This is a genomic window from Pseudochrobactrum kiredjianiae (assembly GCF_030362795.1).
GTDB lineage: Bacteria > Pseudomonadota > Alphaproteobacteria > Rhizobiales > Rhizobiaceae > Pseudochrobactrum > Pseudochrobactrum kiredjianiae.
This window is the reverse complement of the sequence record NZ_JAUCBM010000019.1, coordinates 25,969-40,995: the sequence shown is the minus strand read 5'-3', so window position 1 is coordinate 40,995 and position 15,027 is coordinate 25,969. Positions and strand designations below refer to the sequence as shown.

Below are 15,027 nucleotides of genomic sequence, written 5' to 3'. Positions count from 1 at the left end.
CCAGCATACACCCAACCCCACAATTACAACCAAAACACCTCAAAACCCACGTCACATATATCAAAATAACACCCCAACACCTTGTTCCGACTCGGAAATTCAGAATCGGAGCGCTGTTTCTGAAGAATCGCAGAGTATGCTGAGCTATTCAGTGCAACGGATTTGCGATAATCACTCTCCCAATACCTGTTCACCTATATATGTGCCGCATGTGCGCTCAGATAAAGAGTATCAATGACCGTCTGCCCGATTGTTCCTTACCCCGATCAACGCCTGCGTGAGATTGCTGAAACTGTCACGATTTTCGATGAGGATTTACGCAAGCTCACAAATGATATGCTGGATACGATGCGTGCTGCTCCCGGTATCGGCATCACTGCTTCGCATATCGGTATTGGGAAACGTGTCGTTGTTCTGGAACTATCCGTAGAAGACGGCGGGAAAATCTATATCAATCCGGAGATTATCTGGGCCTCGGATGAGACAATCAAACATTCGGAAGGCAGCGTTTCAATGCCCGGTGTTGTGGAAGAAGTTGAGCGCCACGCCCGTATCCGTATTCGCTATCAGGATTTGAACGGTGCGGAACATATAGAAGAGTCCGACGGACTGCTTGCTGTCTGCCATCAGCATGAAATTGACCAACTGAATGGCATCTTCTGGATTCAGCGTCTCTCCCGCTTAAAACGAGATCGCCTGATCAAACGCTACGAGAAATTACAGCGCCGCTAAACGCACTACTTATAAAGAAGCCTCCCGAAAGCATTTTCGGGAGGCTTTATCACTTTAACCATGTAAACCCGGTGCTTCCTGCCCCGTGCTCTCTACATATTCTGTATAACCGCCGCCATATTTGTGAATACCGTCCGGTGTCAGTTCAAGAACACGGTTTGAAAGCGCGGACAGAAAATGTCTATCATGCGAAACGAACAGCATTGTTCCTTCATAAGCTGAGAGCGCTTTAATCAGCATTTCTTTGGTATCGAGATCAAGATGGTTGGTAGGCTCGTCCAGCACAAGGAAGTTCGGCGGATCAAACAACATAGCCGCCATGACCAGACGCGCCTTTTCACCACCGGAAAGAACCCGGCATTTCTTTTCAATATCGTCACCAGAAAAACCAAAACAGCCGGCCAATGCGCGTAAAGGTGCCTGCCCCGCTTTTGGAAAGCGCTGTTCCAACCATTCGAGAATAGTGCTGTCGCCTTCAAGGATATCCATCGCATGCTGGGCGAAATAGCCAAGCTTGACGCTGGCACCAAGCGTTACAATGCCATTATCGGCCTCAGTTGTGCCCGTAACCAGCTTGAGCAAAGTCGATTTGCCCGCCCCATTAATACCCATAATGCACCAACGCTCACGCCGACGCACCATGAAATCTAAACCGTCATAGATTGTACGGCTACCATAGGCTTTGCTGACGCCCTTCAAGTTGACCACATCTTCACCGGAGCGCGGTGGCGCGGCAAATTCAAAAGCAACAGTCTGGCGGCGGCGCGGCGGCTCTACCCGATCAATCTTTTCTAGTTTTTTCACACGGCTTTGCACCTGTGAAGCGTGGGAAGCACGCGCCTTGAAACGCTCGATAAATTTAATCTCTTTGGCTAGCATTGCCTGCTGGCGCTCAAACTGTGCCTGCTGATGCTTTTCATTCAGCGCACGCTGGCCTTCATAAAACGCATAATCGCCGGAATAGGTTGTAAGATTACCACCATCGATTTCGATAATCTTAGAGACAATCCGGTTCATAAATTCGCGGTCATGCGACGTCATCAGCAATGCGCCGTCATAGGTCTTGAGGAAACTTTCCAGCCAGATCAGACTTTCAAGATCAAGATGGTTGGAAGGTTCATCGAGCAGCATTACATCAGGACGCATCAGCAAAATACGGGCAAGTGCCACACGCATTTTCCAGCCGCCGGACAGTTTGCCGACATCGCCGTCCATCATTTCCTGCGTGAAACTCAGTCCTGCCAGCACTTCCCGCGCACGACCATCCAGTCCGTAGCCGTCCAGTTCTTCATAGCGCGCCTGAACTTCACCGTAACGCTCAATGATCGCATCCATCTCATTCATACGATCCGGATCGCACATGGCAGCTTCAAGCTCACGCAATTCCGCAGCAACAATACTGACAGGGCCTGCACCATCCATGACTTCCGCAACGGCGGTACGTCCACCCATTTCGCCGACATTCTGATCGAAATAGCCAACAGTTACGCCCTTCTCGACCGTAACCTGCCCCTCATCCGGCTGTTCCTCACCGGTAACCATACGAAACAGAGTGGTCTTACCGGCACCATTCGGCCCGACGAGACCGATTTTTTCACCACGATTCAAAGCGGCGGACGCTTCGATAAACAAAATACGGTGGCTGTTGGATTTGCTGATATTGTCGATACGGATCATGAATGAAGAGGCCTTTTGATTAGTCAGGCTCCTATGCCATGCCTTAGGCGCGCTGTCACCTCATACAAGTACAAAGTGCGGGGTTGTTTTACCGGATCGTCCGCAGAGCTTTTTGCAAAAGAAAAAGAGTAGCCAGCAGGGCCGGCACCAAAACAACGGCAAACCAGCCACCAATTTCCAACGCCCAGAACCAGAGCTGATGACCTTCAATATGGGTGAGAGTGCCGTCATCGTCAAAATACGGATCGAGAGAGAGCATCCATAAAGCGAGCACATAAGCAAAAATCTGCCCGAACAGCACTATGAGAATAACCGGCCGTATTTTCAAAACAGACCGGAAACGCATTGCATCAGCAAGTCCGCAAAGACATGCCGCCAATAATGTCACCGGAAATATGAAAAGCATAATCATTCGAGAATTCCGCGTGAATGCAAGATAGTGCCGGGTAACTCCGTCATGTCATGCATTATCCTCCGGCACAAGACCAGAGCGTGTCGCGTTTAACCTCGCCCATGACGCTCGCTCTAGATTCTTCTAATTGTCGCATGCTCGCGGACGCACCATGATCCCATTTTGCTGCGACATGCCCTAGAGCATAATTCCTTAAACTTGGATCAGTTTAAGGTAAAATTATGCTCTAATTTTAAAGTGTTAGAGCGACCTTTGTGTGCCAAGTCTGGCACACGGCGCTCTAGTCATTCCCACCTAAAATACAAAACCGCCCGCTTGTTTCGACAAGCGGGCGGTTTTGTTCTTTAAAGTCATGTCAGATCAGAATTTGATACCCAGCTTGGCGTTGACAGAATTGCTCTGGAAACCTGAGCCAAACTGGCCGCGATAGCTGATACCGAATGTTGCTGTTTCACTGGCTTTAATATCGAAACCGGCTTGCACCAATGCCGTGTCCTTAGCAACAGGAACACCGGAAATATCAAAGGCAGAGCCATTGCTAAAAGATGCACGAGTGACAGAGTCCACATCATTAAAGGCATGTTGCCAGCCCAGCGTACCGTTCAGCTCGGTCTTAACATTACCGAACATCATTTCTGTAGCCCCGCGAATACCCAAAGTCGTGAAAACCGTGCTCATTCTGTCCCTGTCGATTGTCAGAGCAGCCTGACCACCGGTTTCAGTAAAGCCATCCGTCTTCAGCGATACATAAGCCAGATTGGCAAATGGTTCAAAAACAGCATTGCTAGTTTTCAACTTATGGCTCAACTCACCAAAGGCCTGAACTGTGCCTGCATTATAATCAGCAGTCAGCTTTTCAGAGAAATCAGGGAAGAAAACCGAACGGCTGGTATCAACCGAATGCCAGCTATAGGCAATACCACCGCTCAGCGCTGTATTACCCCAGTGAGATCCGCCATAAAGACCCAGATGATAATTGTCGCTCTCACCCGATGAAGCACGATCATCAACATCAAAGCTGGTGCGGCTATAACCGGCAAGAGCACCAAGACGCAGATTTTCTGCTACCTCGGCATCATAACCGGCAAAAATACCACCTGTTGTCTGGCTGAGTTTTGCAGCATTCCCGTTTGAGGAGTTCTCAGTCCAAGTACCAAAACTCTGCACCCAAAGAGCAGCCGGCGCATCGTTTGCCGAGACAACCTGTGCGCCCTTTTGCGCATTGATATCACCAAAGGCAGAGCGAAGACGATCCTGTGCGGCATTACGCAGATCACTGCTTGTGTTGATCAGAGCGGTTTTTGAAGACGCATGTACTTCACCTGACAGCATATCAAATGCTACACGGGCATTTGCATCACTATCCTGTCCGGCAATAGCATCATAAACGGCATTACCGATGCCAAGCCCTTCAGCAGCACTGGCGACAGCCTGCTGGTTTTCGGTCTGTGCAACAGAGGCAAAACTTGTGCTGTTACGCAAAGCATCCAGATAAACCGTTTTCGGATCATAAACGAGATTCAGATCAATAAACGGCTTGTTCTGGCTCATATCTGCAAAAGTACCGGTAATCCCGCCATCTGCAGTCAGAATTGTATAACGGGTATTGGCTTTGTAGCTGCCGGTTGCTTTTTCCACATGGACATTGGCACCATCAATTATGGCCGCAGCACCAACCTGAATGAGATCCGAAGTACCGTCCGGATTAATCTCTGCCTCATACAAAGAGCCCGCTTCCATCACCAGATCACCGGAGGCTTTAAGCGTTCCGATTGAGTTGCCCGGAGCCAAAACGCTACCCGCAGCAACATGAATACCGCCCAGCATACCTGAACCGGCAAGGAAGGCGCCATTACTGACTTTGATAATACCGCTTACTGATGCATCCCTATGATCTGCATCACCAACGATCAAACCACCGCCATTGACTGTGGTCGTGCCTTGATAGCTGTTTTTGCCATTCAGCACCAAAATACCGGTGCCGTTCTTCGTCAGATCACCCTGACCATCGATCGTTCCGTCAAAGCGGGTATTCAGTGTCTGATTGATTTCCAGCGCAGCAGAATTCAAATCCAGACTGCCGCCTTTACCGGACAGGGAAGATGCCTTCAGGTCATGACCATTGAGATCAAGCTTACCGCCATTCACAACAAGCGTTGTGTTATCAACCAGAGCACCGGCAACATCTGCTCTTAAAATGCCCTTTTCTACAAATGTACCGCCCTGATGGCTGTTTGCCTGCCCCAGAACAAGCGTACCCTCACCCTGTTTAACCAAACCACCGCTGCCGCTGATCTCCTGCTTAACCAGTAGTTCATTCTGTGCATCAGCAACATCAATGCGCCCAGTACCATTCAGAATAAGTTTGCGGTCCAGTGCATTCATTGCCTGTCCGGCAATCTTCAACCCGCCATCAGCCAGATAAAGATCGGCTTTTGCAGTGCCTAAAGCGGCATCTTCATCAACGATAATCGTACCGCCATCTGTCACCAGCGTCTGGCCGATAAACTCGTGATTATCAATACAATAATCCTTCACAGCCTGCGCAAAACGATCATCCGTTGTTTTGCAGTCGAGCAGTGTCTGTTTTTCTTCCTGCGTCAGATCTTTCAGGATCGGATTGCCGTTCTCATCCGCAATCTGCCCGAGATAGGTATCATTGCGATTATTGTTACGGGTCAGATAGAATTCTTTGCCCTTGGCTTCAAAACCGGAAGCATCCGCGCCCCAGACAATGCGGGTCTTTTCCACATCACCGTCTTTATAAGTCTCCAGCTTTGGCCCGATCCAGCGCAAATCCTGCGCAATAGGATCATGATCAGACAGTGAATTGCCATTTGGCAACAGCGCAGGCTTGGAAAGCGTGCCTGACCATTTGCCGTTATCAACAATCTCAATCCATTTAGCAAACGGGCGAGACACCAGAATATGATCAATATTCACACGATCCCAACTTGCCCAAGTATTGGTGGATTCTTCGCCATCACTGGTCCATGTCGCGCGTTCATCGCCGACCTGACTTGGGTTAAATTGCTCGCGGTTGCGGTCTAACTGAATCAACTGATGCTGCTGCTTCAGAATATTCATCGTCACCGGCAGATTGTTTTTTACCGGATATGTCTCATCAACAAGACCAATATCTTTGCCTGCTTTGTAAGCTTTTTCCAGTGCAGTACCCCATTGGTTCCAGGAAAGCGTATCAATATTTACCCCCTTATGCGCGTCCTGAATGATCGCGCGCCATTTGGTTTTATCTGCAAGTTCAAGATATTCCGCAGACAAGTCGCTATATAGTTTATTGCCTGTAGCCTGCTTCATCAGACGCAATTGCGCGTCCACGCTCAGCAACCCACGCTCGGAAACATCTCCGGCATTAAGATCACCGACAAGGATAGTCGGAATGGCCGTTGATTGCGCAAGCGTATTGGCTTCTTTGGCCTGTTTGATACGATTGGTGGGCTCGTCATAATAATTGAAATGACGCCCGGTGATGACTGTATCCGGAAATCCGTTGCCCGGCTTCATACGAATTGTATTTGCGCCGAGATAGTCAGACTGACCGGCAGATATCACCATGCCGCTGCCTTCGCGGTCATCATTATCTTTGATTTTCTCGTAATTGCCGAGCTTGTCAGGATTAGCATTCAACAAATCCAGCGTGTTTTGCACATGAGCGTCAACAACGCTCTTATCGCCCAGCTTTTTGCCGCTGTTGTTATATAGTTCCGGTAAGACCAGCACATCAGGCGCAACACCGAGCAACAGGTCCTTCATCGTCTGATTATAAATCAGCTGGCCATTTTTTTTCGCCTCGGCATCCCACATTTTGGAATTAACGTTGTTATTCCAGATATTGAAGCCCATCACGGTCAGTGAGAAACTCTTATCTTTTGCCTCTTCCGCCTGTGCATGGGTGCCCAGAGCCGCGAGCAACAATGCGCCTGCCACCCCTGCTCCCAAATTACGTTTCTGTCCTGCGCCTGACCGCTGCTTTTTCATAACATCATCCTGATAGTAAGAGCTGAGACAACAAATGTCACTTTTCGTACATTAGACGAGGTATATGTCAGTTTTTATACAAAGCCTGTGAGTGTATCAAATCATTCACTTGACGCTTAAATTTTTTTATTTGAAATAATATGTGAACAGAGGGCGCGCTATGCGATTTGACGACGTAATATCAACTGGCGGCAATAAAAAAGACAATCGTCAGGCGTTTCTGCTGCAATATCTCGAACAAAATCACTATATTTCTCTTGAAGAAATCGCCCATCTTTGCTCTGTCACCATGCAGACTGCACGGCGGGATATTATGGCGCTCGAAACCACCGGCAAAGTCCGTCGTATTCACGGTGGCGCAACCATTGCCGCGCCGATGGATGTCGGCACGTATCGCCAGCGCCGCCTCGATCAGGCGGTAGAAAAACAAGCCATCGCGGCTTTTGTGGCAGAGACAATTCCGGATAACACGACAATCTTTATTGATACCGGCACGACTTGCGAGGCGATTGCAGCCGCACTGCTCAAGAACCGTCAAGGCTTGCGAATAGTCACCTATAGTCTGCGCGTGGCATCGCTGATCAGCGAAAATTCGGACTTCGCACTGGCTATTCCGGGTGGCTTTGTACGCGCCGTCGATGGTGGTATTTTTCAGGAAGATACACCGGACTTCATCAGCCGGTTTAAATTCGACTACGCCGTAATTTCGGTTAGTGGCGTTGATGATGACGGTGACCTTTGTGATGATGACCGCACCGAAGTGGCGGCAGTTTCCAAAGCACTCGATCAGTCCAGACACAAATTACTGGCCGTTGATAGCAGCAAATTCGGCAAACGTGCTTTGGTAAAGCTCGGCGGACTGGATAGTGTTGATGCTATCATTACCGACAAAGCACCTGCATCACATATTCTAGATAAAATACAGGCACTGAACCTGCAATTGCATCTATGCGAGACAGATGACCGGCACGGTTCCTGAGAACAGCCGGTCACCATACTTCACTTATGAATCGCCTGTGACACCAATTTGCTGTTCGTGGAAAACGGTGCTGAAAATCTCATTGCGACCCGCGCGTTTGCTCAAATAAAGCTGGCGGTCTGCATGGGCAATCCATTGAGACGGTGACATATCCGGCAGGCAACAGGCTGAAGCCACACCAATACTAACGGTCACGCAAGGCCCCACAGCCGATTCAGGATGCGGGATTCTGAGTGAACTGACTTGTTCCTGAATTTCCTTGGCAACCAGAGCGGCGGCTTCATGGTCACGCCCCGGAAGTACGCAGACAAACTCCTCACCGCCATAACGCGCAGTCAGATCGGTGGCCAGATGCACGGCTCTGGTCAGCGCTGCGGCAACCATAGCCAGACACCGGTCACCCGCCGGATGGCCGAATGTGTCATTAAACAGCTTGAAGAAATCGATATCGACCATAATCACCGAAAGCCATTCACCTGTACGGGAAAGCTTTGCGGTTTCTGTCGCCAGTGTCTGCTCCAGATGGCGGCGATTGCTTAAACCCGTGAGTGCATCCGTGACCGCCATCTGCGCCAGCTGATCGCGCAAGCGCTTCAGCTCCACATGATTGGCAACCCGTGCCAGCAGAATAACCGGCTGAATTGGCTTGGTCACATAATCAATCGCACCGGCAGACAGGCCGCGCACTTCCGCGTCCTGATCGTTCAGACCCGTGGTGAAGATCACCGGAATATCCGCAAGCATCCGGTCTTTCTTGAGACGTTGGCACACTTCATAACCGTCAATTCCGGGCATCAGCACATCCAGCAGAATGAGATCCGGCAATACGGTTTGCGCAATCTTCAGAGCTTCCTCACCGGATGTCGCAAAACATACCTCATAATCATCCTCAAGAACTGCACTCATAATCTCGATATTTGAGATTTCATCATCAACAATAAGGATGACTGCCCGGTTTGCCATAATCATTCTCCGATGCGCACATTATTGGTTGAAGACTGCGGGTTGTCCGCAAATTCTTCATCCAGCAATGTCAGCGCACGATTGTAGTCAAGACTATCAAGAGCGAGTTTCACCGGATGATCCTGCATAGCGGCAGGTGTCAAACCGATTGTCGTCGCCAATTTTTCAAAACTGCTGCGTGCCTTCAGGCTGCGGCGCTCTAAGAGCCCGCGAAAAGCAGAAATCTCTGCCTGAACATCAACCGGATCAGCAGATGCTGCCGGTGCGGCGGTATTAGCAGTTTCTGGCGTAGTTACAAGGCTCTGTGCAGCCTGAATCGCAGGTTTTAGCAGTTGCTCCAACTCAGCAATCAGACTATTCGCGGCAACGACATCGCCCTGTGACAAAGCCGCTTCCGTTTTGGCCGCATGAGCATAAATCTCTGCAAGTTCCAGAGAACCGGCAACACCTTTCAGCGTATGTGCATTGCGTCGTGCATCTTCCAATGCGCCACGGCTCATCAGCTCGTGCAACTCCTCGGTCGCGCCCGCAAATCTCTGTCCAAAATCTATAATCAGCTTACGCAGTAATGCAGTTTTTCCGTTCATGCGCGGCAGGGCTTTTGCCAGATCAAACGGCGGCAGGCTGTTAGGCAAATCAGGTTTTGGCTCTGCCGCTGGCACTTCACTTAATACGGCCTGAACCTCGACAATTTTCTGACGGGGTTTGAGCCAGCGGTTCAGTGTGCGCACCAACAGGAATGGATCAACCGGCTTGGCAATATGATCGTCCATACCGGCAGCAAAACATTTCTGCCGTTCTTCTTCATAAGCATGAGCTGTCATCGCAATAATCGGCAATTGCTCGGAAGACCATGTTTGCCGGATCAGGCGTGTGGCCTCAATGCCGTCCATTTCCGGCATCTGAATATCCATCAGCACGCCGTCATAGATAAGAGGCTTGGCCAGTGCCAGATCACAGGCGATCCGGCCATTCTCGGCAACATCAACCTTCAGACCCGCATCCTGCAACAATTCAACAGCGATTTCACGGTTGATCATGCTGTCCTCAGCGAGAAGCAGTGTCAGGCCACGCAAATGCTCTGCAACCATCGGAATAGCCTGCCCGATCTCCGCATGCGGTGCATCCGGCGCAACATCTTGCGAGAACAATTCTGTCACTGTGTCGAACAAAACATCCGGCATAATCGGCTTAGTCAGGAAGGCTGCAATACCCGCACGCTCAGATTCTGAACGGAACTCGTCATTACCATAAGCCGTCACCATCACGACATAAGGCAGCGATGTCAGCTTCTCGTGACGATGCATGCGTTGCACGGTCTCCAGACCATCCATGCCCGGCATTTTCCAGTCCAGCACCACCAGATCATAAGGTTTCTCAGCAAGACAGGCACTTTCAAGCGCGCCGAGAACTTCCTCGCCGGAAGCAACCAGATCAATGGTTACGCCCCAAGAGCTGAAAACATCCTGCAAAATTTCACGAGAGGCCGGATTATCATCCGCCGCCAGAACCCGCAGGCCAGCGATTTTTTCTGATGCAATGCGTACCGGTTCCTGCTGCATTTCACCTACAGCCATATTGACCGTGAAAGTGAACAAGCTGCCTTCGCCTTGCGTGCTCTCTACAGCGATCGTGCCGCCCATCTGCTCAACAATCTGCTTGCTGATGACCAGTCCAAGACCAGTACCGCCGAAACGGCGCGTCATAGAGCTATCGGCCTGCGTAAAGGAGTTGAACAACAGCGCCTGCTGTTCCGGTGCCATACCAATACCACGATCGCGCACAGAAATGCGCAGGGCAATATCATCATCTCGTCTCTCAATCGTATCGACAGATACGGTGACAGTGCCTTTTTCGCTGAATTTGACGGCATTGCTAACAAGATTGAGCAAAATCTGATTGAGACGCAGTTCATCCCCGACCAGCACCGGCGGAACATCTTCATGAATAACCGTCTCGATAGTCACGCCTTTATTCTCGGCGTTAATCGCTGCGAGATTAAGCTGGCTCTGCAAAGATGAGCGCAGATTAAACGGGCGCGCCTCAAGGGAGAGCTTGCCTGCTTCATTCTTGGAGAAATCAAGAATGTCATTAATCAGACGCAACAGAGCTGTACTCGCATTGCTGATTTTCGAGACATATTCTTTTTGGCGCAAATCGAGATCTGTACGCAGCACCAGATGACAAAAGCCCAGAATGGCATTCATCGGCGTGCGAATTTCATGACTCATATTAGCAAGGAACATGCTCTTGGATTTACTTGCCCCTTCCGCTTCCAATGTGCGCAGTTCAAGTGTTTCATTTTTGGCAATAATCTCATCGCGCATGGCGCTAATACGGTTGAAACATTCAACCAGCATATCGCCAAACCACACCAGAACAGCAGCCTGAAAGGCAACAATTCCTGCATGGAGCAAAACGCGCAGCAGATCGCCGCCTTCCGGAAACACAGCGGCAGGCATCAGGTAATCCAGCGTCAGGTGATGCGCGGCCACAGCGGCAGCGGCAAACAAGACGGCACGGCGATCACACCACGCGACTGTCAGCGCCAGCATGGCAAAGAAATACATATGCATATCCATCTGCCACTGACGCCCGCTCATCAGAAAAAGCAGCAAAGCAGGCTGCCCCATCAGAGCAACACCAGAAATATAGCGGGTAACCGGCGCAATGCCTGAACGCAGCCATGACAAATGATAGCATCCCGCCAATGCGACACCAGCCAGAGCCGCCCAGAGAGGCGAATGGCCTGTGCCATAGGCAACAATTGCCAGCAGCGGGACATGCAGCCAGAATAAAATCAGCAAAAACCGGCTGAACCGGCTGCGGAGGTCGTCGAGTTCTAGGATCATGCTGCTGTTGTCCGCTCCTGAATGCCATAACAGCCGCCCGGCAGCAGCGGTTCAAAAACCAGCCATACTCCGGCACTGTAAAGCTTGCTTGGGAATTCTTTATTCTCGGAATAAACGGTAATCACATTATTGGATGCGTTGATGGAGACAATCGCGCCTTCAGCAGCCTGAATGGAACTGACCACAGAGCTGAGACTGCGCCATGGTGTAACCATAACAATATACTGATCATCTTTGCCGGTCGGCCGCAACACGGCCACCGCAATGCTGCCAAGCAACAGCGCCAGCAATAATATCGCCGGCATCAGATCGCGGAGCTGAAACCGCTGATCTTCGCTCAGAGCCTTCATGTTATGGTATCCTGCCGTAAATATCCCTTTATCGGTAAATTTATAATATATGTAAGTAAATACGGCCTTAAATATTTTATAATCGTTCAGGCATACATTTCGACCAGTCCTGGCATGTTAATACATGTCTATGAGCGTTTCAGAACCCTTCCCCCACGCCGACCTGTTGGTTTGCCTTCTGCAACAACCGCCTGCCCGTTGACAAAAACATAGCTGATACCGGACGGCATCTGCGTGGAGTTTTCAAATGTGGCATGATCCGCGATTGCATCTTCAAATAACACCAGATCGGCAGCCATTGCGGGACGTAACAGGCCTCGATCATGCAGCGAGAAACGCTGCGCAGCAACTGAGGTCATCCGGCGCACTGCATCCTCAAGCGGGAACCATTTTTTATCACGTCGCAAATGGCCGGCAATCCGCGGGAAGGTACCAAAGGCACGCGGATGCGGCTTGGAACCCGGACGCGGCAACCCATCAGACCCTGCCATAAACAACCGGTTGCAACAGGCCGCATGGAGATCGCTTTCATCAAGCTGAAACAGGATAATCCCCGTCTGCCCGTCATCCTCTTCGACAAAGCGTACCAACAGGTCGAAAGGCGTTGTGCCAAGCGCAAACGCTGCCTCACGCATAGACTGCCCTTCCAGATGTTTCAGCATTTCAATACCGATTGCTGAAAGCCGTACATTCTCCCAGCCAATCAGAAAAATCTTGCTCTGGCCATGATAATCATCGCCGCCGTGCTCCACCCAATGCGCCAGTTTCTGTCGCCATGCTGTATCCTGTAAGCGCGCTTTCAAAGCCGGCAAACCACCATCCATCACCGCTGCCGGCAACAGCTGTAATATCCATGTACTGCCTGCCGGATAGGGATACATATCAAAGCTGATATCCACACCATCAGACCGCAGGCTTTCCAGATAATCGATCACCGCCGGTACATTGCCCCAGTTCGGCCGTCCCGCCGATTGCAAATGCGATAATAATCCGGCTGCACCAGACAGGCGCACGGCCTCACCGAACTCTTCAGTCGCCTGCATCAGCCCTGCTTCATAGGAGCGGATATGAGCAGCCAGCACACCGCCAAAACCGGCGACAACTCTTCCCAAAGCCACCAGTTCTTCAATTTCAGCAAAAGCGCTTGGCGGATAAACCAACCCCAGAGACAGACCTGCCGCGCCTTGTGCCATTTGCACTTCAAGTAACCGGCACATTGCTGCAAGCTCGTTCTCTGTTGCGGGTCGTCTGTCATGCCCCATCACTGCCAGCCGCAAAGCCGCATGACCAACAAGCGATACGAGATTGAGTGCGATCCCCTCACCTTCCAATGCCTGATGATAGCCGGAGAAATCATCAAAAATTTCATCAGATCGCGTTTCACCGAGAAGGCCGGAGAAATGCTGTCGCAGATATTCGCGGGATTGATCGATTGCGGGATAGAGCGAAAATGAGCAATTGCCGACCACAATACTGGTCACGCCTTGCATGGCTTTTTCGGGTCTGTCCCGCTCACGCAAAAAAATCAGGTCATCATGACAATGGGCATCTATAAAACCGGGACTTAAGTAGCGCTCATCCGCATCAATAATCTGCATATCGCCGTCTGCTTTCAGCCCCCTGCCGATCTGCTGGATCAGCCCGTTCCCTAAAAGCACATCACCGCGATACCAAGGCGCGCCGGTGCCATCAATGATACGGGCATTGCGAATGAGCGTTTGTGTCATATCCGGCTCCGGCTATTTATTGAATATTAAAGAGCAGCAACGGCTGTCATTTCAACCCGCAGATCAGGATCAGCAAGTCGGGCTTCCACACAGGCACGCGCTGGCGGATTTTCCGTATCAATCCATGCATCATAGACCAAATTCATCGCATCAAAATCAACAATTGCCGGAAGAAACACATTCACAGCCAGCAATTTTGAACGATCCGTACCGGCCTGTTTTAAGAGCTGATCTATCTTCCCCAAAACATCACGGGTTTGTTCTTCAATCGACGCTTTGCGATTTTCAGCCACCTGACCAGCAATATGCACCATGCCGCCATAACTTACGGCCTGACTCATCCGGCTGCCTTTTTCATAACGCATAATCATAATCATATTTCCTTCTGCAATCATAATTTCCGGTTTTAAACTTCTGCTTGCCTGCCAAAAATAATCCAATATAACAGACATAGAAACATTATAGCGAGCATTTGAGACGCCATGTCAGATAAGCCAGCAATCACTCCGGTCACGCCTAAAGAAGACGGCGTCAGCAAACGTGCGCGCGGGCTTGATCGGGCGTTTGAGATTTTGGACTTTTTGCGCAACAAACGTGAACCGCTGAAACCCAACGAAATTGCAGCGCAGATCGGCGCTCCGCGTTCCTCGGTTTATGAATTGGTCAATCTGTTGCTGCGCAATGGTATTCTCGAATTTACCGGCGGTGACGGCCGCGTCTTTCTCGGGCGCAAACTTTATTTTCTCGGCGCCGCTTACGAAGATCATTTTGACTTCATGCGCGCCTGCGATGCAGCGCTGGAACGTATTGCCGAACAAACTCGCGAAACCGCACAATATTGTGTTCTGGACGGCAATAAATATACCGTTGCCCGCATGAAAGAAGGCGTGCGCCCGTTCCGTATTTCCTCGGATGTCGGCCATTCCGTGCCTATTCCGTGGACAGCCTCCGGACGCCTGTTGGTTGCTCATCTCAGCGATCAAGACATAACCAGTTTTATTCCTGCCGCAGATTTTCAGATGCCCAATGGCAGCTGGCTGGATCCGGCAGAGTTTATCGCGCAGGTGCGTGAGGCCGATAAAACCGGCCAATTTACCTTCAATAGCACGGTCGACAATTTCACCCATTGTTTTGCCGTGCCGATGCGCGATGCACAGGGCATTGCCACCGCAACGCTGTGCCTTGTTGCCCCGCGCGATGACGGGCTGAAGAACCATGCTTTTTATCTGCAATGCCTCAAGGATGCGGCGCAGGCACTCAGCGGCAAACAATAACGGATATCCGGTACGACCACTGAGCGCCTCCCCCGCCCCAAAGCAGAATGATAGTTGTTTCA

General features: G+C 50.6%; 11 protein-coding genes. 3 read left to right on the top strand and 8 right to left on the bottom strand.

Going from position 1 to position 15,027, the window contains the following annotated elements:
* The first annotated feature begins 234 nt into the window (after window positions 1–234).
* Window positions 235–732 (top strand): peptide deformylase, encoded by a 498-nt coding sequence (locus QUF18_RS18700; RefSeq protein ID WP_289388785.1) that lies wholly within the window; start codon window positions 235–237, stop codon window positions 730–732.
* A gap of 54 nt (window positions 733–786) precedes the next feature.
* Here the strand turns inward: QUF18_RS18700 and QUF18_RS18695 are convergent, their stop codons facing one another.
* The 3 genes from QUF18_RS18695 to QUF18_RS18685 all read right to left on the bottom strand — a co-directional run bounded on the left by QUF18_RS18695 (window position 787) and on the right by QUF18_RS18685 (window position 6,820).
* On the bottom strand, window positions 787–2,409 hold the full coding sequence (locus QUF18_RS18695; protein ID WP_289388784.1) for an ABC-F family ATP-binding cassette domain-containing protein: 1,623 nt from the start codon (window positions 2,407–2,409) through the stop codon (window positions 787–789).
* Between the two features lie 88 nt (window positions 2,410–2,497).
* Window positions 2,498–2,821: a hypothetical protein gene (locus tag QUF18_RS18690; RefSeq protein ID WP_289388782.1), complete on the bottom strand. Its 324-nt coding sequence runs from the start codon at window positions 2,819–2,821 to the stop codon at window positions 2,498–2,500.
* 360 nt (window positions 2,822–3,181) lie between these two features.
* Window positions 3,182–6,820 carry an autotransporter outer membrane beta-barrel domain-containing protein gene (locus QUF18_RS18685; protein WP_289388781.1) on the bottom strand — a complete coding sequence of 1,213 codons (3,639 nt, stop codon included), beginning with the start codon at window positions 6,818–6,820 and terminating at the stop codon, window positions 3,182–3,184.
* Between the two features lie 160 nt (window positions 6,821–6,980).
* Here QUF18_RS18685 and QUF18_RS18680 point away from each other — a divergent pair, with 160 nt between their 5' ends.
* On the top strand, window positions 6,981–7,799 hold the full coding sequence (locus QUF18_RS18680; RefSeq protein ID WP_289388780.1) for a DeoR/GlpR family DNA-binding transcription regulator: 819 nt from the start codon (window positions 6,981–6,983) through the stop codon (window positions 7,797–7,799).
* A gap of 24 nt (window positions 7,800–7,823) precedes the next feature.
* Here the strand turns inward: QUF18_RS18680 and QUF18_RS18675 are convergent, their stop codons facing one another.
* The 5 genes from QUF18_RS18675 to QUF18_RS18655 all read right to left on the bottom strand — a co-directional run bounded on the left by QUF18_RS18675 (window position 7,824) and on the right by QUF18_RS18655 (window position 14,062).
* Window positions 7,824–8,762, bottom strand: a complete 939-nt coding sequence (locus QUF18_RS18675) for a diguanylate cyclase (protein WP_289388779.1) — start codon at window positions 8,760–8,762, stop codon at window positions 7,824–7,826.
* A 2-nt stretch (window positions 8,763–8,764) separates the two neighbouring features.
* Window positions 8,765–11,614 carry a hybrid sensor histidine kinase/response regulator gene (locus QUF18_RS18670; protein WP_289388778.1) on the bottom strand — a complete coding sequence of 950 codons (2,850 nt, stop codon included), beginning with the start codon at window positions 11,612–11,614 and terminating at the stop codon, window positions 8,765–8,767.
* The gene (locus QUF18_RS18665; RefSeq protein ID WP_289388777.1) at window positions 11,611–11,964 is read right to left on the bottom strand and encodes a hypothetical protein; all 354 of its coding nucleotides are present in this window, start codon (window positions 11,962–11,964) and stop codon (window positions 11,611–11,613) included. Before QUF18_RS18665 ends, QUF18_RS18670 begins: the two co-directional genes overlap by 4 nt.
* 128 nt (window positions 11,965–12,092) lie before the next feature.
* Window positions 12,093–13,691, bottom strand: a complete 1,599-nt coding sequence (locus QUF18_RS18660) for an N-acyl-D-amino-acid deacylase family protein (protein WP_289388776.1) — start codon at window positions 13,689–13,691, stop codon at window positions 12,093–12,095.
* A gap of 26 nt (window positions 13,692–13,717) precedes the next feature.
* A complete protein-coding gene (locus QUF18_RS18655; RefSeq protein WP_289388774.1) occupies window positions 13,718–14,062 on the bottom strand; it encodes a RidA family protein in 345 nt (114 codons plus the stop codon).
* Between the two features lie 111 nt (window positions 14,063–14,173).
* Here QUF18_RS18655 and QUF18_RS18650 point away from each other — a divergent pair, with 111 nt between their 5' ends.
* Window positions 14,174–14,965 (top strand): IclR family transcriptional regulator, encoded by a 792-nt coding sequence (locus QUF18_RS18650; RefSeq protein WP_289388773.1) that lies wholly within the window; start codon window positions 14,174–14,176, stop codon window positions 14,963–14,965.
* Window positions 14,966–15,027 lie beyond the last annotated feature (62 nt).